This window comes from Ideonella sp. P3_A4 (genome assembly GCF_056403075.1).
The window spans coordinates 28,425-47,923 of sequence record NZ_JBFUGE010000010.1; the positions used below are offsets into that span (position 1 = coordinate 28,425).

The 19,499-nt window shown below is 67.5% G+C and carries 21 protein-coding genes; 14 read left to right on the top strand and 7 right to left on the bottom strand.

Annotated elements, in window-relative coordinates; translation table 11 throughout:
* Positions 1-11: 11 nt before the first annotated feature.
* From AC1DYI_RS02970 to AC1DYI_RS03030, 13 genes are all read left to right on the top strand, one after another.
* Complete coding sequence (locus tag AC1DYI_RS02970; RefSeq protein WP_477202575.1) at positions 12-797, top strand: SH3 domain-containing protein; 786 nt, start codon at positions 12-14, stop codon at positions 795-797.
* 19 nt (positions 798-816) lie between these two features.
* Complete coding sequence (locus AC1DYI_RS02975) at positions 817-1,452, top strand: outer membrane beta-barrel domain-containing protein (RefSeq protein ID WP_477202576.1); 636 nt, start codon at positions 817-819, stop codon at positions 1,450-1,452.
* A gap of 11 nt (positions 1,453-1,463) precedes the next feature.
* Entirely contained in the window at positions 1,464-1,997 is a 534-nt protein-coding gene (locus AC1DYI_RS02980; RefSeq protein ID WP_477202577.1) for a TlpA family protein disulfide reductase, read from the top strand.
* The gene (locus AC1DYI_RS02985; protein WP_477202578.1) at positions 1,994-2,251 is read left to right on the top strand and encodes a DUF4266 domain-containing protein; all 258 of its coding nucleotides are present in this window, start codon (positions 1,994-1,996) and stop codon (positions 2,249-2,251) included. The genes AC1DYI_RS02980 and AC1DYI_RS02985 overlap by 4 nt, the downstream gene beginning before the upstream one ends.
* On the top strand, positions 2,238-3,473 hold the full coding sequence (locus AC1DYI_RS02990) for a DUF3570 domain-containing protein (protein ID WP_477202579.1): 1,236 nt from the start codon (positions 2,238-2,240) through the stop codon (positions 3,471-3,473). Before AC1DYI_RS02985 ends, AC1DYI_RS02990 begins: the two co-directional genes overlap by 14 nt.
* A 15-nt stretch (positions 3,474-3,488) precedes the next feature.
* Positions 3,489-4,100 carry an AraC family transcriptional regulator gene (locus AC1DYI_RS02995; protein WP_477202580.1) on the top strand — a complete coding sequence of 204 codons (612 nt, stop codon included), beginning with the start codon at positions 3,489-3,491 and terminating at the stop codon, positions 4,098-4,100.
* A gap of 89 nt (positions 4,101-4,189) precedes the next feature.
* Positions 4,190-6,241, top strand: a complete 2,052-nt coding sequence (locus AC1DYI_RS03000) for a tetratricopeptide repeat protein (protein WP_477202581.1) — start codon at positions 4,190-4,192, stop codon at positions 6,239-6,241.
* A 1-nt stretch (position 6,242) separates the two neighbouring features.
* Positions 6,243-9,485 carry a tetratricopeptide repeat protein gene (locus AC1DYI_RS03005; protein ID WP_477202582.1) on the top strand — a complete coding sequence of 1,081 codons (3,243 nt, stop codon included), beginning with the start codon at positions 6,243-6,245 and terminating at the stop codon, positions 9,483-9,485.
* Complete coding sequence (locus AC1DYI_RS03010; protein WP_477202583.1) at positions 9,482-9,775, top strand: hypothetical protein; 294 nt, start codon at positions 9,482-9,484, stop codon at positions 9,773-9,775. Before AC1DYI_RS03005 ends, AC1DYI_RS03010 begins: the two co-directional genes overlap by 4 nt.
* 55 nt (positions 9,776-9,830) lie before the next feature.
* The gene (locus AC1DYI_RS03015) at positions 9,831-10,481 is read left to right on the top strand and encodes a MotA/TolQ/ExbB proton channel family protein (protein WP_477202584.1); all 651 of its coding nucleotides are present in this window, start codon (positions 9,831-9,833) and stop codon (positions 10,479-10,481) included.
* Between the two features lie 29 nt (positions 10,482-10,510).
* Positions 10,511-11,014 carry a biopolymer transporter ExbD gene (locus AC1DYI_RS03020; RefSeq protein ID WP_477202585.1) on the top strand — a complete coding sequence of 168 codons (504 nt, stop codon included), beginning with the start codon at positions 10,511-10,513 and terminating at the stop codon, positions 11,012-11,014.
* A gap of 28 nt (positions 11,015-11,042) precedes the next feature.
* Positions 11,043-11,537, top strand: coding sequence for an ExbD/TolR family protein (locus AC1DYI_RS03025; protein ID WP_477202586.1), 495 nt, complete (start codon positions 11,043-11,045; stop codon positions 11,535-11,537).
* 61 nt (positions 11,538-11,598) lie between these two features.
* On the top strand, positions 11,599-12,690 hold the full coding sequence (locus tag AC1DYI_RS03030; protein WP_477202587.1) for a TonB family protein: 1,092 nt from the start codon (positions 11,599-11,601) through the stop codon (positions 12,688-12,690).
* 65 nt (positions 12,691-12,755) lie between these two features.
* Here AC1DYI_RS03030 and AC1DYI_RS03035 read toward each other — a convergent pair whose 3' ends face one another.
* The 7 genes from AC1DYI_RS03035 to AC1DYI_RS03065 all read right to left on the bottom strand — a co-directional run bounded on the left by AC1DYI_RS03035 (position 12,756) and on the right by AC1DYI_RS03065 (position 18,994).
* The gene (locus tag AC1DYI_RS03035) at positions 12,756-13,532 is read right to left on the bottom strand and encodes a putative signal transducing protein (RefSeq protein ID WP_477202588.1); all 777 of its coding nucleotides are present in this window, start codon (positions 13,530-13,532) and stop codon (positions 12,756-12,758) included.
* 313 nt (positions 13,533-13,845) lie between these two features.
* Positions 13,846-14,487: a hypothetical protein gene (locus AC1DYI_RS03040; RefSeq protein ID WP_477202589.1), complete on the bottom strand. Its 642-nt coding sequence runs from the start codon at positions 14,485-14,487 to the stop codon at positions 13,846-13,848.
* 168 nt (positions 14,488-14,655) lie between these two features.
* Entirely contained in the window at positions 14,656-16,500 is a 1,845-nt protein-coding gene (locus AC1DYI_RS03045; RefSeq protein WP_477202590.1) for an aspartyl protease family protein, read from the bottom strand.
* A gap of 100 nt (positions 16,501-16,600) precedes the next feature.
* Entirely contained in the window at positions 16,601-17,443 is an 843-nt protein-coding gene (locus AC1DYI_RS03050; protein ID WP_477202591.1) for a helix-turn-helix transcriptional regulator, read from the bottom strand.
* A 78-nt stretch (positions 17,444-17,521) separates the two neighbouring features.
* Complete coding sequence (locus AC1DYI_RS03055) at positions 17,522-17,962, bottom strand: DUF3224 domain-containing protein (RefSeq protein ID WP_477202592.1); 441 nt, start codon at positions 17,960-17,962, stop codon at positions 17,522-17,524.
* 132 nt (positions 17,963-18,094) lie between these two features.
* Complete coding sequence (locus AC1DYI_RS03060) at positions 18,095-18,544, bottom strand: DUF2846 domain-containing protein (protein ID WP_477202593.1); 450 nt, start codon at positions 18,542-18,544, stop codon at positions 18,095-18,097.
* A 141-nt stretch (positions 18,545-18,685) separates the two neighbouring features.
* The gene (locus AC1DYI_RS03065; protein ID WP_477202594.1) at positions 18,686-18,994 is read right to left on the bottom strand and encodes a hypothetical protein; all 309 of its coding nucleotides are present in this window, start codon (positions 18,992-18,994) and stop codon (positions 18,686-18,688) included.
* Between the two features lie 36 nt (positions 18,995-19,030).
* On the opposite strand from AC1DYI_RS03065, the gene AC1DYI_RS03070 reads away from it, so the two are divergent.
* Positions 19,031-19,237, top strand: a complete 207-nt coding sequence (locus tag AC1DYI_RS03070) for a hypothetical protein (protein WP_477202595.1) — start codon at positions 19,031-19,033, stop codon at positions 19,235-19,237.
* Positions 19,238-19,499 lie beyond the last annotated feature (262 nt).

Sequence of the window (19,499 nt, forward strand, 5' to 3'; positions counted from 1 at the left end):
GACTGACCGTCTTGCTGCCGTTGTCTGCCCGGGCCGACGAACCGGCCACCCCTGCGGTCCCGCCCATTGCCGAACCCTCGGCGCCCCCTGTTGCCAATGTGGCCCCGAGCGACCAGCCGGGCAAGCCGCTGGCGCGGGTGCGCGTGATCGGGCCCTATCTCGACATGCGCAGCGGGCCTGGCCGGGGCTACCCGATCTTCTATGCCGCTGAGCGCGAAGAGTGGGTCGTCATCGAGCTGCGCCACACCGACTGGTTCAAGGTCCGCACCGCGCGCGGTGCGGCCGGCTGGGTCTCGCGCGAGCAGATGCGGCAAACGGTCACCGAAGACGGCGTGCCGTTCGAGCTGGCCGACCCGACGCTGCAGAACTTCCTGAACCGCCGCTTCGATGTCGGCATGGGCTATGGCGCGACGGCCAAGACCTCGTTCACCCGTGGCTGGGTGGGCTGGCGCTTCTCCGACACGCTGAGCCTGGACATCAACGGCGCCGACGTTCAGGGCCAGAGCTACACGACCACGATCTGGACCGCCAGCTTCCTGACCGAGCCCTGGTCCGACAAGCGGCTGTCGCCGTTCTTTGGTGTCGGCATGGGCCACTACCACTACGTGCCGGACAAGAACCGCATCAACCGCCATGTGGTCGACGGCAACCTCGGCGTGTTCACGCTCGGTGCCCGCTACTACCTGGCGAGCCGGGTGGCGCTGCGGATCGACTACTCGCGCTACGCTGCCTTCGTCTCCGACACCAACTACCGCAACTTCCAGGCCGGCACGATCGGCCTGTCGCTGCACTTCTGACCGCGACGTCCGCCACCCCATGCGCAAAAGCTTTGTGACCCTCACCGCGGCCCTGGTGGCTGCCCTCGCGCTGCCGTCGCTGGCCGCTGCCCAGGCCAATGCCGAATCGGTGGTGGTGCCGCAGGTCGACCGGCGCGACATCAAGTTGCCGAAGTTCCCGTCCAACGACTTCGAGGTCGGCTTATTTGGCGGCATGTACTCGGCACAGAACTTCGGCTCCAGCGTGGCCGGCGGCTTCCGGGCGACGTACCACATCACCGAAGACTTCTTCGTCGAAGGCAGCGCCGGCCGCACCAAGGTCAGCGACGAGGCCTTCCGCCGCATCCTGCCGGGCGGCATCTTCACCGACAACCAAGAGACGCTGATCTACTCGAACTTCAACGTCGGCATGAACGTGCTGCCGGGTGAAGTTTTCCTCTGGCGTGACATCGCCATGCCATCGCAGGTCTTTATCGTGGCCGGTGGCGGCACCACCCGCTTCAACGGCCAGCGCATGAAGACGATCGACTTCGGCGTCGGCGTCAAGGTCTACGTCTTCGACTGGCTCGCTGTGCGCGTCGACATGCGCGACAACGTCTACACCCTCGACCTGCTGGGCAAGCGTGACAGCACCCACAACATCGAGTTGAACGCCGGCCTGTCCTTTCTGTTCTGAGCACCGCCGCCATGAGCACCCGTTCTCTTGACCTCTCGCGCCGCCAGGTGCTCGCCCTCGGCGCCGGTGGCGCTTCGGTGTTGGCCCTCGGGCTGTCGACGCCGGCCCAGGCCAGCATCGCGCCCAAGTCGCCGGCACCTGATTTCACGCTGAAGAGCCTCGACGGCCCGAACCTGCGCCTGCAAGAGCAGCGCGGCAAGGTCGTGCTGCTGAACTTCTGGGCCACCTGGTGCGGCCCTTGCCGCGAAGAGATGCCGCAGCTGAACAAGCTGTACGAGAAGTACCGCCCGTCAGGCTTCACGCTGCTGGGCGTCAACGTCGACGAAGACAGCCGCAACGCCGCCGGCATCGCCAGCCAGCTGGGCGTCAAGTTCCCGGTGCTGCTGGACAGCGACAAGCGCGTCAGCAAGCTGTACGAACTCAGCGCGATGCCGTCGACCGTGGTGATCGACCGCGATGGCCGCGTGCGCTTCATGAACCGTGGCTACAAGAGCGGCACCGAGCTCGAGTACGACCAGCAGATCCGCGCGCTGCTGAAGGAATGAGCGCCGTGATGCACCCATTTCAAGCTGGCCGCACCGTCGCGGTGCTGGCTCTGGTCGCCGGCGCCGCGTTGCTGCAAGGCTGCGCGCCGATCGAACCGTGGGTCAAGCCCTACGAGCGCGAGCGCCTGGCCGACCCGATCATGCAATTGGCCCGCGACACGCTGGCCGAGCGCCACCGTGACCACGTCTTCACCGTGCGCGAAGGTGCACGAGGCGCCACTGGCGTACAGGGAGGCGGCTGTGGTTGTAATTAAGGGCCCCCGCGCCCGCTCCGGCGGGCTGCCCCCCGAGGGGGCTCGCGCTGCGGACCGGCAGAGCCGGATCCGCGCACGCCACTGGGTCAAGTCCGTCGTCGAGGCAGTGGGCCGGGTGCTCGGCCTGGGCGGCGGATTGTTCGGCGGCATGGCCGGCACCGCACAGGCGGTGGACCTGCCGCCCGACCACGCCGAAGCGATGCTGCACGTTTACGACGGTGGCGGTGTGCGTGCCGCCGGTCCGGCGGTGCTGATCCGCAAGAGCCTGTTCGACAAGGTCTCGTTGTCGGCCACCTACTACGTCGACGCGGTCAGCAACGCGTCGATCGACGTCGTCTCGACGGCCAGCAAGTACAGCGAAACCCGCCAGCAGCTGGACCTGGGCATCGACTACGCGGTGCGCGATTCGCTGATCCACGTCAACGCCAGCAGCGGCAAAGAGCCCGACTACATCGCGCAGACCTTCGGCGTCGACGTGGCGCAGGAAGTCTTCGGCGGCATGACCACCGTCAACCTGGGCTTCACCGAAGGCCACGACGCGGTCGGCCGCAAGGGCGAGGAAGGCTTCTTCGACCATGCCGAGCATTGGCAGTACCGGCTCGGCGTGACGCAGATCCTGACGCCACGCTGGCTGGCCAGCGCGAACGTCGAAGCGCTCGCCGACGAAGGTTATCTCGGCAGCCCCTACCGCGCCGCACGGGTGTTCGGTGCGTTCGTGCCGGAAGAGGTGCCGCGCACCCGCTCGGGCCGCGCGATCAAGTTCCGCACGCTTGGCGACATCAGCGACTGGTTCCGCGGCGGCAGCTGGGGCGCCGGCCAGCGCCACTCGATGCACGCCGAGTACCGCTACTACTGGGACAACTGGGGCATCAAGGCACACACGGTCGAGGGCGGCTACAGCCGCTACTTCGGCGACAAGTGGCTGGCAGACAGCTGGCTGCGTTTCAACCGCCAGAGTGCGGCGCTGTTCTACAGCGACAACGCGCCGGTCGAGACCCTGTACCACTCCCGCAATCGCCAGCTCGGCACCTTCAACAGCTGGAGCCTGGGTGGTCGCGCGACCTATGACTACGCCAAAGTGCCGGGCCGCTACGACATCAAGCTCAGCGGCTCGCTCGAGTACGTCCGTTTCGACTACCAGGACTTCACTGACTTCCGCACTGGCAAGCCTTATGCCTTCAACGGTGCGCTGCTGCAGCTGTACCTGACGGCCAATTTCTGAATCGAGACCTCCAGCATGTATTCGCTGAACCCCTTGCGCGTCGCCGCCGCTGTTGCCAGCCTGGCCTGGCTGGCTTTCGTGACCCCCGCCCAGGCTGCCGATGCGCCTGTGGCACCCGCACCCGCGGCGTCGGCCGCCGTGGTGGCGGCTCCCGCGCCGGTCGCTGCGGCCAGCGCCCCCGAAGCGGGGCTGGACAGCCGCGTGCAGGACGTCAAAGCCGACGTGATCAAGCTCAACCGCGACCTGCTGGTGCTGGAAGAGGAGCTGCTGTTCCCTGCCAGCACGCAAGTCGCGCTGTTCGTCTCGATGGACGTGGGCAAGCTGTTCTCGCTCGAATCGGTGCAGATCAAGCTCGACGACAAGATGATCGCCGAGTACCTGTACACGCCCAATGAAGTGGCGGCGTTGCACCGCGGTGGTGTGCAGCGTGTCTTCGTCGGCAACCTGAAGACCGGCGCGCACGAGATCACAGCCTTCTTCACCGGCCAGGGTCCGCACACCCGCGACTACAAGCGCGCCACGACGCTGAAGTTCGACAAGGGCGCCGAGCCCAAGTACATCGAGCTGCGCATCAAGGACAAGCTGGCCAAGCTCCAGCCCGAGTTCGACGTCAAAGTCTGGCAGTGAATATGAGCCCCCACGCCCCGTCCCGGGGCTGCCCCCCGGGGGGGCTCGCGCAGCGGACCGGCGGAGCCGGATCCGCGCACGCCACTTGGTTGGCGCGCGGCCTGGCGGCCGCGTCGCTGACGGTGGGCGCTGCGATCGTGCACGCTGCCGAGCCACCCAAAGTTGACCATTCGATCAAGGCGCCGCACTACGGCGACACGTTGTTCTATTTCTTCCAGGACCGGCCGTTTCCGGCACTGACCAGCTTGATGGTGTCGCAGCAGTTCGAACGGCTGCCGCGCCATGAAGACGAGGCCGAGGTGCTGCGCGGGGGCTTGCTGCTGGGTTACGGCCTGCACCGCGAGGCTGGCGAGATCTTCTCGCGCCTGATCGAGCGTGGCGCCGAGCCGGCCGTGCGCGACCGTGCCTGGTACTACCTGGCCAAGATCCGCTACCAGCGCGGCAGCCCGGACGAAGCCAGCGAGGCCATGTCGCACATCGAACGCCCGCTGCCCGGCGCGCTCGAAGATGAGCGCTCGCTGCTGGCCGGCCAGATCCGCCTGACGCTGGGCGACGCGCCTGGCGCTGCCGATTCGTTCCGCGCGCTGCTGGCCCGGCCACCGGCGCCCGAGATCAAGCCGACGCCCAAGGGGCAGCCCGAGCCGCGCAAGCCCGGCTTTTTCAGCCGCATCGGCAGCTGGCTGGTCGACGCAGTGACGCTAAACTTCGGCCGCAACGACGCGCCGGTCAGCACCGCGCCCGCCTATGCCCGCTTCAACCTCGGTGTCGCGCTGATCCGCAGCGGTGACGTCGACGGCGGCAAGGCGCTGCTCGACGAGCTGGGTCGCACGCCGATGTACAGCGAAGAGCTGCGCGTGTTGCGCGACCAGGCCAACGTGGCGTTAGGCTTCACCGCGCTGACGCAGGACGACCCCGTCGGTGCCGCCAAGGCGCTGGAGCGCGTGCGCCTGCAAGGTCTGTATTCGAACAAGGCGCTGCTCGGCTTCGGCTGGGCCGCTGCTGCGCAGAAGAAGCCAGCCCAGGCTTTGGTGCCGTGGATGGAGTTGGCCAGCCGCGACCCGAGCGACGCTGCGGTGCTCGAAGCCCGCATCGCCGTGCCCTACGCGTTGGCTGAGCTGGGTGCCTACGGCCAGGCGCTGACGCGCTATCAAGAGGCCATCGGTGCCTATGACAACGAGCACAAGGCGCTGGACGAGTCGATCGGGGCGATCCGCTCCGGCGTGCTGGTCCAGGGCCTGACCGATGCCAACCCGGCCGAGGACATGGGCTGGTTCCTGCCGATCACCAAGCTGCCCGACATGCCGCACCAGGGTCACCTGGCGCCGGTGCTGGCCGGCCACGATTTCCAGGAAGCGTTCAAGAACTACCGCGACCTGAACTTCCTCAGCCACAACCTGACCGAGTGGCAGGACAAACTGGGCATCTATGGCGAGATGCTGGACCACCGCCGCAAGGCCTTCACTGAACGCCTGCCGCAGGCGCGCCAGCGCGCTTCCGAGCTGCGCGTCGACGGCCTGCAGCGCCAGCGCGACGCGCTGGCTGGCGAGTTCGAGGCCGCCGAGGCCGCGGCCGATGGCCTGGCCTACGCGAACCCGGCCGAGCGAGCCCAGCAGGCGCGGCTTGACAGCGCGCAGAAGCTGCTGGCCGAAGGTGGCGACACGGTCAAGACCGAGGTCGACTCCGATGCTGTGAGCGAGCGCCTGCGCCGCCTGTCCGGCGCCTTGACCTGGCGGCTGGCGCAGTCGCTGCCCGAGCGTCGCTGGACCGCCGAGAAGGGCCTGCGCGAGACCGACAAGCAGCTGGCCGAAGCACGCGAGCACGACGCCAAGCTCGATGCTGCGCAGCGCACCGAGCCGGCCAAGTTCGATGCCTTTGCCGTGCGCCTGAACGAGCTGTCCGAGCGCATCAAGGCTTTGCAGCCGCGCGTCGCCGCCTTGACCACCGAACAACAACAGGCTCTGCAGGACACTGCCGTGGTGACGCTGCAGGCCCAACAAGAGCGCCTGGTCGGCTACACCAACCAGGCCCGTTATGCCGTGGCCCAGCTGTACGACCTCGCGACCCAGAAACCTGGCGATGCGAAGCCGAGCGAGTCGAAGTCGAGCGACGACGCGCAAGGGGGCCAACGTGCGAAGCCCTGAGATGCGCGCCCCCCTGTTCCGCCTGACATTGCTCGCCGCCGCGCTGGGCCTGTCGGCCTGCGCCCACAAGGGCCGCAACGCCAATGGCGACGACGCGCCGACGCTGAAGACGCTGGCCGGCCGCGAGTACAAGGTCGAGCCCGACAGCGGCATCGCCGGCAACGAAGAGCAGGCGATCGAGGCCTACAACAAGTTCCTCGCCGCCGCGCCGAATGCGCCGCAGCGCCCGCAGGCCATGCGCCGGCTGGGCGACCTGGCGATGGACTCGGCCGACAGCCGTTTTGCTGCCAGCGCCAATGCTGCCGGTGCCGCCGACCCCGACTACAAGGCCGCGATCCAGCGCTACCAGGACTACCTGAAGGCCTACCCGAAAGACCCGGACAACGACCGCGTCTACTACCAGCTGTCGCGTGCCTACGAGCAGGGTGGCGACCTGGAGGTGGCGCTGAAGACGCTGGACCAGCTGGTCAAGCAGTACCCGAACACCCGCTACCTCGACGAGGCCCAGTTCCGCCGCGGCGAACTGCTGTTCACTGCGCGCAACTACGCCGCAGCCGAGCAGGCCTACGCGATCGTGCTGAAAGGCGGCCCCAGGTCGCCTGATCGGCGCCCGTCCCCCGAGGGGAGCGTTCCTGCTAGGGGCGGCCCGTCGCAGGAACCGACCGACGGCAGCCTCTTTTATGACCGCGCGCTCTACATGCACGGTTGGTCGGTCTTCAAGCAAGGCCGGCTGGAAGAGTCGCTCACCTCGTTCTTTGGCGTGCTCGACCTGAAGCTGGGCCCGCTGGAAAGCGACGACGAACTGGAGAAGGTCGAAGCGCTGACCCGCGCCGACCGCGAGCTGGTCGAAGACACCTTCCGCGTCATCAGCCTGTCGCTGGAAAACCTGAAGGGGGCCGAGTCGATCCCGGCCTACGTCGACAGCGACGTGCGCAAGACCTACGAGTTCCGCGTCTACCAGCAACTTTCGGCGCTGTACCTGAAGCAGGACCGGCCGAAGGACGCAGCCGACGCGCTGAACGCGTTCGCACGACGTCAGCCCTTGCACGCGCAGGCGCCGCTGATGCAGGCCCGCGTGATCGAGATCCAGCAGCAGTCGGGCTTTGACCTGCTGGCGCTGGAGTCGAAGAAGGAATACGTCGCCCGCTACGGCGTTGGCAGCGAATTCCGCAAGGCCAACCCCGACGGCTGGGAGCGTGCGCAGCCGCTGGTCAAGACCCACCTGACCGAGCTGGCCACGCGCTACCACGCGAGCGCGCAGAAGACCCATGCAACGGCCGATGTGCAAGAGGCGGTGCGCTGGTACCGCGACCTGCTCGACGGCTTCCCCGACGACGCCGCCGCGCCGCGCAACCACTTCCTGCTGGCCGAGCTGCTGTACGAAGACAAGCAGTTTGCCGCCGCCGCGGCCGAGTACGAGATCTCGGCTTACAAGTACCCCGCGCACCCGCAAAGCGCCGACGCCGGCTACGCCGCACTGCTGGCCTATTCCGAGCAGGACAAGCGCGCCCGCGCCGAAGGCAACACAGCGGCACTGACTGCACTGCAGAAGACCTCGGTCGAAAGCGCGCTGCGTTTTGCCCAGGCCAACCCGAGCGACAGCCGCGCCGCACCGGTGCTGACCAACGCCGCCGACAAGCTCTACACCTTGGGTGAAGGCGAGCGCGCAGCCACTGTCGCGCAGCAGGTGCTGGCGCTGCAACCGCCGGCCGCACCGGCGCTGCGCAAGGTCGCCTGGACGGTGGTGGCTCACACCTCGTTCGAAACCGGCGCCTACGACCAGGCCGAGAAGGCCTACACCGAGGTGCTGGCGCTGACGCCCGAGAAGGACGCCACGCGCACCGAGTTGACCGAACGCCTGGCGGCCGCGATCTACAAGCAAGGCGAGGCCGCGCGCAGCGCCGGCCAGACCAAGGACGCTGCGGGCCACTTCGCCCGCGTCGCAGTGGCCGCGCCGAACTCGACTGTTCGCACCGCGGCGCAGTACGACGCCGCAGCCGCGCAGATTGCGATGAAGGACTGGGCCGGTGCCACCCGCACGCTGGAAGACTTCCGCCAGCGTTTCCCGAAGCACCAGCTGGCAGACGACGTCACCGCCAAGCTCGCGCTGGCCTACACCGAGCAGGGCCAGTGGGCCCCGGCGGCGGCTGAGTACGAGCGCCTGGCCGCCGTGCAGAAAGATCCCGAGCTGGCCCGTTCCGCGCAATGGCAGGCCGCCGAGATGTACGACAAGGCCGCCCAAGGTGGCACCGCGTCGGCGCGCAGCGCATCGGCCAAGGCTTACGAGCGCTACCTGCGCCTGTACCCGGCGCCGCTGGAGCAGGCCGTCGAGGCCCGCTATCGCCTGGTCAAGCTGGCCGAGAGCGAGGGCAATGCGTCGCGTGCATTTGCGCTGCAGAAGGAAATCTTCCAGGCCGACCAGGCCGGCGGCAGCGCCCGCACCGGCCGCACCAAGACGCTCGGCGCGATGGCGGCGCTCGCCATGGCCGAACCGGTGCGCGCCAGCTACGCGCAGGTGCAGCTGATCGAGCCGCTGCAAAAGCAGCTGAAGCTGAAGAAGACCAAGCTCGAAGAAACGCTGAAGGCCTACACGGTGGCGGCGGACTACGGTGTGGCTGAGGTCGTCACCGCGTCGACCTACCAGATCGGCGCGCTGTACCAGGACTTCGGCAAGGCTTTGATCGGTTCGCAGCGGCCGAAGAAGCTCAGCAAGATCGAGCTCGAGCAGTACAACGTGCTGCTGGAAGAGCAGGCCTTCCCGTTCGAAGAGAAGGCGATCGAGCTGCACGAGGTCAATGCCAAGCGCTCGGCCGATGGCCTGTACGACGAATGGGTCAAGAAGAGCTTCACCGCGCTGCGTGAGTTGCGCCCGGGCCGCTGGGGCAAGACCGAGCGCGCCGACAACGGCGTCTCGCCGGCGGCCAAGCTGAACAGCCAAGCGATTGCGCTGCGTCAGAAGGGCGAGTTCGACAAGGCCCGCGAAACTTATGAAGCGGCGATTGCTGCCGATGCCAATTACGCGCCGGCCAGCCTGAACCTGGGCGTGCTGCACGACCTGTACCTGAACCACCCGGACCAGGCGCTGGAGTTGTACAACCGCTACCTGGCCCTCACGCCGGCGGGCGACGCCGCCGTTGGCAAGTGGGTGGCCGACGTCAAGACCCGTGCCAAACCCGCACCCGCCCCGGCCGCCGCTGCGTCGGCGCCGGCCCCAACGGCTTCCACGCCGAAGGACAAGCCATGAGACGAGCTTTACTGATGCTTGCACTGGCCAGCACTGCTGCTTTCGGCGTGCGTGCCGAAGACCGGGCAGACCTGGAGCGCACGCAGATCATCGGCAACCGCGAGCTGCCGAAGGTGCTGTACATCGTGCCTTGGAAGAAGCCGCTGCCCGGCGAGCTGGCGGGCCGCCCGACGGTCAGCGTGCTCGACGAGGTGCTGGCGCCTGTCGACCGCGAAGTGTTCCGCCGCCAGATCCAGTACGACGCTGCCGCGCACCCGGCCGCAGCACCCGCCACGGCTGCCAAGCCCTGATTCGTTTTCTTTTTGTTCCTGCTCTCGCCCTCGTGGCCTCTCGGAGAAGATTGAGATGATTACTTTTGATATGGCCGTTAAGTTCTTCAGGGACTGCGGCTTGTTCATCTACCCCAGCCTGATCATTCTGGCGATGGGCTTGTCGATTGCGATCGAGCGCTGGGTCTTCCTGCGCCGCGCGCGCAGCCAGAACAAGCGCGAGTGGGCGCAGATGCTGCCGATGCTGCAAGGCGGCCAGCTGAAAGAAGTGCTGAGCAGCGCTTCGCGTTCGGAGTCGGCCATCGGCAACATCGTCACCCACGGCCTGACTCGCCTGCAGACCTCGCGCCGCCGCGAAGACCTGGACGCCGCGATGGAAGAAGGCATGATGGAAATCGTGCCCCGCCTGGAGCGCCGCACGCACTACATCGCCACCTTCGCCAACGTGATCACGCTGGTCGGCTTGTTGGGCACGATCATGGGCCTGATCAAGGCCTTCACGGCGGTGGCGCAGGTCAACCCGGCCGAGAAGGCCGAGATGCTGTCGGCCTCGATCTCGATCGCGATGAACAACACCGCGTTCGCGCTGATGGTCGCGATCCCGTTCCTGCTGATCCACGCGTTCCTGCAATCGCGCACGAGCGAAATCGTCGACGGTCTGGAAGCCGCCAAGATCAGCTTCCTGAACCTGATGCAGCGCATCGCTCCCGAGCATACGAACCGCTGATCCGCCAACCCACATAAAGGGCTCGCGTCATGCGTGTTCGACGCCTCAAGAAACATCCAGCGGCGCTGGAGATCTCGGCCTTCCTGAACCTGATCGTGGTGCTGGTGCCGTTCCTGCTGTCGACGGCCGTGTTCACCCGCCTCGCGGTGGTGGACATGAGCCTGCCGGCGCAGAGCACCGGCGCGGCCGAGCAACTGCAGGTCGACCAACTGAAGCTTGAAGTGGTGATTCGCCGCGATGCGATCGAGGTCGGTGACCGCATCGGCGGCCTGATTCAGCGCATCGCCAACACGGGCAGCAACGTGCCGGACCTGGTCGCGCTGAATTCGCTCATCACGCAAATCAAGCTGAAGTTCCCGGAACAGCGCGATGCAAGTGTGCTGGCCGAACCCGACACGCCGTACGACAAGCTGGTGCAGGTGATGGATGCCGTGCGCTCGACGCACCACAAGCAAGGCAACCAGATCGTGCGCAACGAACTCTTCCCCGACATCGCGATCGGCGACGCGCCGGTTGTCCGCGCGAAGCCTTGAGGCTTGACGGCCCCAAAGGGAACTGACGATGAAACTCACTCCGCTGCAAAAACGCGCTGCCCATAAGCAGCGCAACACGCAGCAACTGGACTTGAACCTGACCGCGCTGGTCGATGTGTTCACGATCCTGATCTTCTTCCTGCTGTCGAACTCGACCGAGGTTGAAGTGCTGCCCGCTTCCAAGGCGGTCATGCTGCCCGAATCGAACGCCGACAAGGCGCCCAAGGTCACGCTGGTGGTGCTGGTCAGCGGCACCGACATCGTGGTCGAGGGCCGGCGCATTGCGCTGGTCTCCGACGTGATGGCCAATGCGAACGACGTGATCGCGCCGCTGCAAGCCGAACTGGAACTGCTGTCCACCCGCCAGGTGGTGCGGCAGGAGAACCAGAGCGGTGCGCACGCCATCACGATCATGGGCGACAAGGAGATCCCGTACCAGTTGCTGCGCAAGGTCATGGTGACCTGTGCCCGCGCCAACTTCAGCGACGTCTCGTTCGCGCTCAGGCAGAAGGCGGACGCATGACGCACTCGTTGTCGATCCACCTTCCACTTGATGCTGCCGTCGAGACAGGCGAGGTGCTGTCATGAGCGCACTGTCCGTTTCGTTCCACCCGGGGGTGCTCGCCTGGTCGGTGCCTGAAGAGGACGATCAGCGCTTCCGCAGAGTCGCCAGCGTGGTGATGGGCCTGTGCCTGTTGTTCGCGCTCGTGCTGCCTTGGATTCCGCTGCGGGAGCTGACGCGCGAGCAGGAGGTGCAACCCTTGCCGCCACCCTTGGCCAAGCTGTTGCTGGAAGACAAGAAGCCCGTGCCGCCCCCGACGCCGAAGCCCACTGAGGCGGCACAGCAGCAGGCGGTCAAGGACGCCAAGAAGCCCGACGAGCCGGCGCCGAAGCCCGAGCGCGACAAGAAGCAGCCGCCGGTGCCCGAGGCGCGCAACCCGATCCCCGGCAAGCCACCCGGCGAGGCGCTCGACGCGGCACGCCGTAAGGCGACCGGCGTCGGTCTGCTGGCGATGAAGGATCAACTGGCCGAGCTGCATGGTGCGCCGGTCGCGGTGCAACTGAACAAGGAAGCCATCAAGCCAGGTCTCGGTGTTGGCACCGGCGTCGGCCCGGGTGTCGGCGCGGGCGACGAGGCGGGCATTCCGGTGCGTTCGATGATCACGTCGAACGCGGCTGGCGGCTCGGGCGGCATCAACACCGCCGGCTACAGCCGCAACACCGGCGGTGGCGGCCTGGCTGGCCGCTCGACCACGCTGGTCGAAGGCACGGCCGGTGGCGGCGGTGGCGGCGGCCCGGGTGGCGGTGGTGGCACCGGCACGGGTGGCAAGGGCACCGGCGCGGGCTCACCCGGCGGCACGCTGCAGAAGGGCCACAGCGGCAAGGCCTCGCGCTCGATCGAGGAGATCCGCCTCGTCTTCGAACGCAACAAGGGTGCGATCTACGCGATCTACAACCGGGCGCTGCGTGAAGACCCGGGCCTGCAAGGCAAGGTCGTGCTGGAGCTGAAGATCGCCCCGGCGGGTCAGGTCGTCGGCCTTCGCATCGTGTCCAGCGAGCTGAAGGCACCGGAGCTGGAGCAGAAGCTGCTGGCCCGCATCCAGCAGTTCGACTTCGGGGCCAAGGACGTCGACCAGATGGTTGTCACCTACCCGATGGACTTCTTGCCGTCCTGACGTCTCAACGGTCGATGGACAGGCGGTGACGGCGGCGACGCGGTCACCGCTTTTTCTTTGTCGGCTCAGCGCATGGGCTCGCGGGCGATGATCTCGCCCAGCGAGTCATAGCTCAACCGCGTGTCGAGCTTGCCGTCACGGTCGGTGTCCTGCTCGGCCTCGATCAGCTGGCCGAGCTTGAAATGCTCGATGCGCAGCGGCATGCCGGTCGAAGGCTCCAGGGTGGTCGAGCTCTCGATCACGCCGTTTCGGTAGCTCGACGTCCATTCGTTGAAGCCGTCGCCGTCGGCATCGGTCTCGCTGCGTTCGAGGTTGCCGGCGCGAAAGAACAGCCGTGTCTCGAAGCGGCCGTCGAAGTCGTCGTCGCTCTCACCGGTGGCGAGCGAGCCGTGTTCGTAGTGGCCGATGTAATCGACCTTGTGGTCGAAGTTGCGGTCAGCCTCGACCCGCAATGGCTGGCCACTCGGGCTGTAGACCCAGCGTTCGTCGAGCACGCCGTCGTGGTCGTGGTCGACGCCGTCGCTGCTGACCGGTGCGCGCATCGCGGCCCACGTGAGCAGTGCGCCGATCACGATGCCGACGCCGGCCCAGGTCGTGCGGCTGGGCGCGCGCGTGGCGGGCGGTGTGGTGGGGGCGGCCGGCTGAGCCGTCTCGAACGCGACGACCACCGCCCGCGCGGCCTCGTAGTCCGCTTCGTCCACCACCACCCGCACCAGGCCCACCGCCGGCAGTTCCCCAACGCCGCCCTGCAGATACTCGCCGTCGACACGCCCTTGCAAGCCCTGCTGTTGCAGCAGGTGCAGCATCATGTGGGCCTCGACGCCGTTGGATGCTTCGAACACCGTCTTCATCCGGCCATCATCACCGATCCGGGCGCTCAGCGCCCGCCACGGTTCGGCCGGTCGGCGACCTCCTCTTTGTGGCCGCGCTTGAAGGGCAACGCTGCAGATGCCGACCGGGCCGGCTCGTGCGCGGCGCGATGGGCGGACGCGCCGGAGGCTTGTGGTGCCGGCGCACTGGCGGCAACAGCCGGCACCGCGGGGCGGGCAGGGCGCGCTGACACCGATGTGCGTGGCGTCACGGCCAGGCCCATCAGCCACAGCGCTGCGATGAGGCGGCCCAGCCGTCGCCAACGCGGCTTCACCGTTCGAACCCTCAGCAGCGGCAGTCGGGCGCCGGCGTCGAGCTGACGACCTTGCCGGTGAAGGTATTGACCACCTCGTCGAAGCAGCGGCCGGTGCTGCTGTCGCGCATGCGGCGCTTCACCAGGCCGTTGCCGACCCACTGCTGGCAGACCACTTCGAGGCTGCCCCCACCGCTGGCCAGAGCCAACAGCGGCAGAGGCTGTGCATGGGCGCTGCTGATCAGGCTGAAGCCGCCGGCCGCGAGGGTGACGACCGAGTCCAGCGGCACCCAGCGGTAGGCCGTGTCGCCGTTGGGTGACTTGACCCGTACCAGCACATTGCCGGACTGGCAGACCACCGCATCGACCTGCAGGTTCCGCGACGTGGCCAGGCCATCGAAAGGCGCACTGGCGCAGGCCAGGTTCTCTTGCCACAGCTTGTTCTCGCGCAGTGCCGGCAGAAAGTCCGCGTAGGGCACGCCCAACAGCATCGCGCCGGCCAGCTGCATCGGCGCCGGCAACGCCGCCACCAGCAGGCCGCCCAGGGCCGAAGCCTGTTTCGGGTGCTCAGTTACCCAGTCGACCAAGCGTGTCCACCAACCTGGACGCCCGCCTTCGGGTCGGGTGGGTTTGCGCCTGCTTGCGCCCGGCGCGGGGCGAAGAATGTCGGCCATGACGTGCTCCCTGCAAGTCGGCGCGACGGGCTGTCACGGGGGGCACACAGCCTCATGCACGCACAGCAGGATTGAGCGCCCTGACCACCTGCCGGCACATCCTTCGAATGAAGGAAGGCGCCGGTGGCGCAGGGGGTGGCAGCCCCTGCGTTCGTGGGGGCTCGGCGCTCAGGGCAGGGCTTCAGCCAAGCGTAGCGTGACCTCGCGCTTGGCTTCGCTGCCGCGTTGCATCTCCAGCCGCACCGAGGTGCCGACCGGCTGCAGCAGCTTGGCACGCAGGTCGCTGCCGCTCAGTTCAGGCGCCGGCTTGCCGTCGACCGCGAGGATGCGGTCACCCTGCGCCAGCCCGGCCGCGGTGGCCGGTGAATCGGGGCTGACCAGCACCACGTCGAAGGCCTCGGCCCCTTGCTTGATCGCGCGCAGGCCGGCACGGTTGAACGGCGGCTCGACATAGCCCGGCAGCGGCTCGAACCAGATCACGCCACGGCCGTAGTCGATGTCGAGCGCGAAGTGCGCCAGCATCTGGGTGCCGATGTTGGCGGCCTCGGTGCGTGAGCTGAAGGCGCCGGCACTGTCTTCGGCATAGCGCACGATCGGCCGTTCGACGGTCAGCCCGCCGACCTCGAAGCTGCGCAGCCGCGTGCCCCAATTGCGCGACGCGCCACCGGCGCCATACGACACCGTCTCGACGCCGTCACGCTTCATCCGCTCGGCCATGCCGTGGGCCTGGGCCCAGCGTGGCTGGATCACGGTGCTGCCGCCGTTGCCGGTGTCCAGCGCGATCAGCGCCGGCAGCTCGTCGATGCGGCCCATCAGCAGCGGCATGTCGTCGTCGAACGTGATCGGTACTGCGACTCCGCCGCCGCGGTGCTGGTAGCCGGCCAGCTTGCGCAGTGTCAGCGTCTTCGCGCGGTAGTCGAGCCGGGCGCCGAATCGTTCCAGCAACTCCAGCCCCAACAGGCCGGCCAACGGTGGCCGCGGCCCGCGCTCGACGGTGGCATACGAAAAGTGCAGTACGTAGAAGTGCTGGTCGCGCATCGTCGCGGCACCGATCTGGACCTTGTCGATGCGGGTGTACTGCTGCGCCGTCGTACCGGCACCGGCACCACCGCTGGCGCCCATGCCCTCGGGCGCCAGGCCCAGCTCCTTGGCCACCTGCGGCGTGATGATGCTGTGGCCGCCGGTGTCGAGGATGAAGTCGTAGTCGCGGCCGTTCAGCGTCGCACGCACGACCGGCGCGCCGTCGATCTCGATCGGCACGGTGGTCTCGCCGTCCAACGTCGTGTCGTCAGGTGGCGTCGGGCGAGCAAAGCGTGTCGCTGCCAATGAAGCCTGCGTGCGCCATGCCTCGACTTCGATCGTCTCGACATCCGAGCTGCCACTGTCGATCGATTCGATCTTGTGCGGCAACAGCAGCCCGGCCTCGCGCCGGTGGTCGCTGTAGCGTTCGGTCAGCGTCGAGATTGGCATCTGCCGCATGCTGCGCACCAGCAGGTGTGTCTTCGCATCGAACCACAGCTGCACCGGCTGGCCGTCGCGCGGCTGTGCCTCCAGCACCAGACACGGCTGGCAGTCGCCTTCGTTGATCTCCTGCACCGGCCCCAATTGCGCACCGGCCGCGCCGGCACGCAGCCAACCACGCTGCACGAGCCAGGCTTGCGTCGTGGTGGCTTGGCGCGCGAAGGCGCCGTTCAGGTCATGCACGCCACCCGACGGATCTTGGCGCCAACGCAGCCGGCCATCGTGGCCCTCGGCGGTGCGGAACACGCCCAGATCGGCCTGCAGCACGAAGCGGCCGCCACGCAGGTCTTCGGTGCGTTGCCAGCGGCCCTTCAGGCCCGAAGTGGTGATTCGGCCGCTGCCCTCCAGCATGGCAGCGTGGTCCCACGCAGCGCCGCCAGCGGCGGCGCGTGCGTCGACCAGCACTTGAGTGGCGCTCGGCAACGCGGCATGGGCGGAACCGGTCAAGCCCAGCACGGCCAGCCCGCCCAGCAGATGGTGGCGTCGAATCATCGGAAATCTCCCGCAGCAACACTTCGATGGCCACGAGCGTAGGCAACGCCAGCTTCGGCGTCTTGAACGCGGGTTGCGGGCTTGGAACGAGGGTTGCGCGTCAGGCCAGCAACGACCGCCGGCGCGCCCCGGGCGCGACGCCGAAGTGGGCGCGGAAGACCCGCGTGAAATGGGCCTGATCGGCAAAGCCTGCGTTGGCTGCAATCTCGGCCAGCGGCAACCCACCGTGGACCAGCGCCTGCTCGGCCTGCTCGACGCGCCGGCGCCGCACATAGTCGCCCACGGTTTCGCCACGCGCTTGCCGAAAGGCGCGCGCCAGATGCGACGGGTGCAGGCCGCAATCGCGTGCCAGCTCGCCCAAGCCCGGTGCCTGAGCCAGGTCGGCTTCGAGCCGATCGATGACCCGTGCCAGCCACACCGGCTCGACACGCGGCGCCGGGCTGCGCATCGCCGTGCTCAGCAGCTCGATCGCTGCCGCGGCGCAGGCCAGCGGCGCGGCGCTGTCCTGCGCAGCCATCTCGCGCGCAAGCCGCTGCAGCGCGGCGTGGTGGGACGGCAGCACAACATGGCGGAAGTCGGCGAGCCAGTCGCGCAGCGCTTTGTCGCCCTCGACCCAGCCGTCACCCAGATGCAAGTTCACGCATCGGCCCGGCGCGGGCAGAAACCGATTGCTGTGCTGATGGCCGGCCGGGTGGGCGAGTACTGTGCCGGCGACGCAGGGATGATCGCGGCCGCTGGCGTGCAATTCGAACCCGCCTTGCAACACCACGCACAGGTAAGCGTTCTCGTGTTCGTGGTGCGGCACGCGCATACCTGGCTCGTGATCGGCCGCGTTCAGCAGCAGGCCGCCGCTGCTCACGCGCTGCGTCATCGCGCCGTAGTTCTGCCCCGCGTCGAGCGGAGCGGCCGGCTTAGGCGTGGCAGGCGAGGGTGCAGCAAGCATCGGCGAAGTCTAGGCCGAGTCGAATGGCCTCATCACGTCAGACCGTGATCGAAGCGGTCGATGCCGCGAGCACTGCGTTCAGAGCGTGTACGCGAACTCGTAGAAGTGCTGGCCGCTCTCGATGCGCAGTGAGAAGCTTCCTGCAATGCCCGCCAACTCACCGCTGCCCGAGCCGGGCACGACGCCGATCGACAACTGCTGCGCGCCGCGGTCCATTGAACCGCTGTGCTGGAACACGAAGCTGCCAGCGCGACCGTGCAGCGTGCCGACAAAACGCTCGATCGCGACATAACCCGCCGAGCCCGGCGTTTCGCTGACAGCGGTCAGCATCTGACCTTCGCCGGTGCCGTTGAGATCGCCGCTGAAGCGCTTGTGCAGCAGCATCCGCCCCAGCTGCGTGCCACTGCCCTCGACCGCAGCGGTCTCCGGCCCGGCGGGCTGCGGCTCCATCTTGACTTCGAAGCGGCCACTGGCAATGCGAGCCTGCGAGGAAGGCGTCTGGTCCGGTGGCAAGGGCATCTCCGGTCGAGCGGTAGAAACGGGGCGGGCCCGCATTCGACATCAAGCCCTTGGCCTTGTCCATCACACGCAAAAAGGGCTCGCCTCAGCGAGCCCTGCACCAGCGGCCCTCACCGGGCCGAATCGTTCAACTCAAGGATTGGCTTGTATCAACGAGCACTCGGAGACACCCTTCTTGCCCTTCTCCGCGTCGACCAGTTGCAGCTTCGATCCACCCGACATCATGCCCATCTTCACCTCTTGCCAGACGAAGTACAGCTTGCCAGCTTCGGTGTCGACATCCAGGACGGATCCGTCCCCTTGAGAGGTGATGTGATGCTTGCCCGGCGCCAAGTCGAACTTGAAGTAGGAGTTGGGGCCGGTACTGCCGGCCAGCTTGCCATCGACCGCGACGGGCATGGACAGCGCGGCACCGAGGGATTCATTGCGGTAGACATAGACCTGTGCGACACCGGCCTTCGGCTGGAAGGTCTTGGCGGCACTGTCGGCTTCCGGCGGTGCCTTGTTGACGCTGGCACAGCCAGCGAGGAACGCAAAGGCACAGATGACGGCGACCTTACCCACGGTGGCAGCGAATTTCATGGTGTTTTCCTTTGGCTGAAAGATGGGGAAAGCCGGCCGTCAGGCCGGCCGCTGGGGAGGATAGCCGCGGGCACCCGAGGCGGTTTTGGTCCCCCTCATCGGGGGGTGGGTAAGGCGAGGCGGCGAGCCCGCGGCCGGCGCTCAGCCGCGTGGTGAGGCCGATGGCGCCTGCGCCAGACGGCCGGCCAACTGCAGCCGCAGGATTCGTTCGAGCGTCGCCGATGGCACCGCAGGATTGGGCCGCTGGGTCAGCCCGAACAGGTTGCGCCCGACCTGCACCGGCGTCATCACCAAGCCCCAAGGGAAGCCCCACCAGCCCAGCACCAGCGAGAACAACGCATCGCCCAGCTTGCGCTTGGTGCCGCAAGGTTGGCACGACACGGTGGGCCGGCTGGACCACGAAGTCATCAGCAGCGCCGACCAGACACGGTAGGACGTGTGCACGTCCACCGGGCCGGGCCCTTGGCAGCGGGGGCAGGCGCCGCGATGCACCTCGCCGAGGTAGCGGGCAACATCCGCTGCCGGCAGTTGGTTGGCGGTCTGTGCGACCACACCGCGCTGTTCGCACTCGGCGTTGCAGAAGCGTTGATTGCCTTGCCGGCGTCCTCCGAACAAGATGGTCGTGTTGCAAAAGGCGCAAGCGGCCATGGGTATTTCCCTCCGAAAAAAGAAGGGCGTCTGATCGCGCCCTGATGTGTGACCCCGGAGGATAGATGGACGCCACCCAGATCGAGGAGGGGACTGGCCACTGCCTACGTGACTTACTTCACCCGACCGTAAAGCGGATTTCAGGCGCGCGTGCCCCACTGCGCGCCTCTTGGCCTTGTCTTCCATGGGCGCGCGAAGCGCCGCCCATCTTCAAGTGGCGTGTGCGGATCCGGCTTGGCCGGTCCGCTGCGCGAGCCCCCTCGGGGGGGCTTCGCTCGGACATGAACAGTCCTGAGGACTGTTCGTG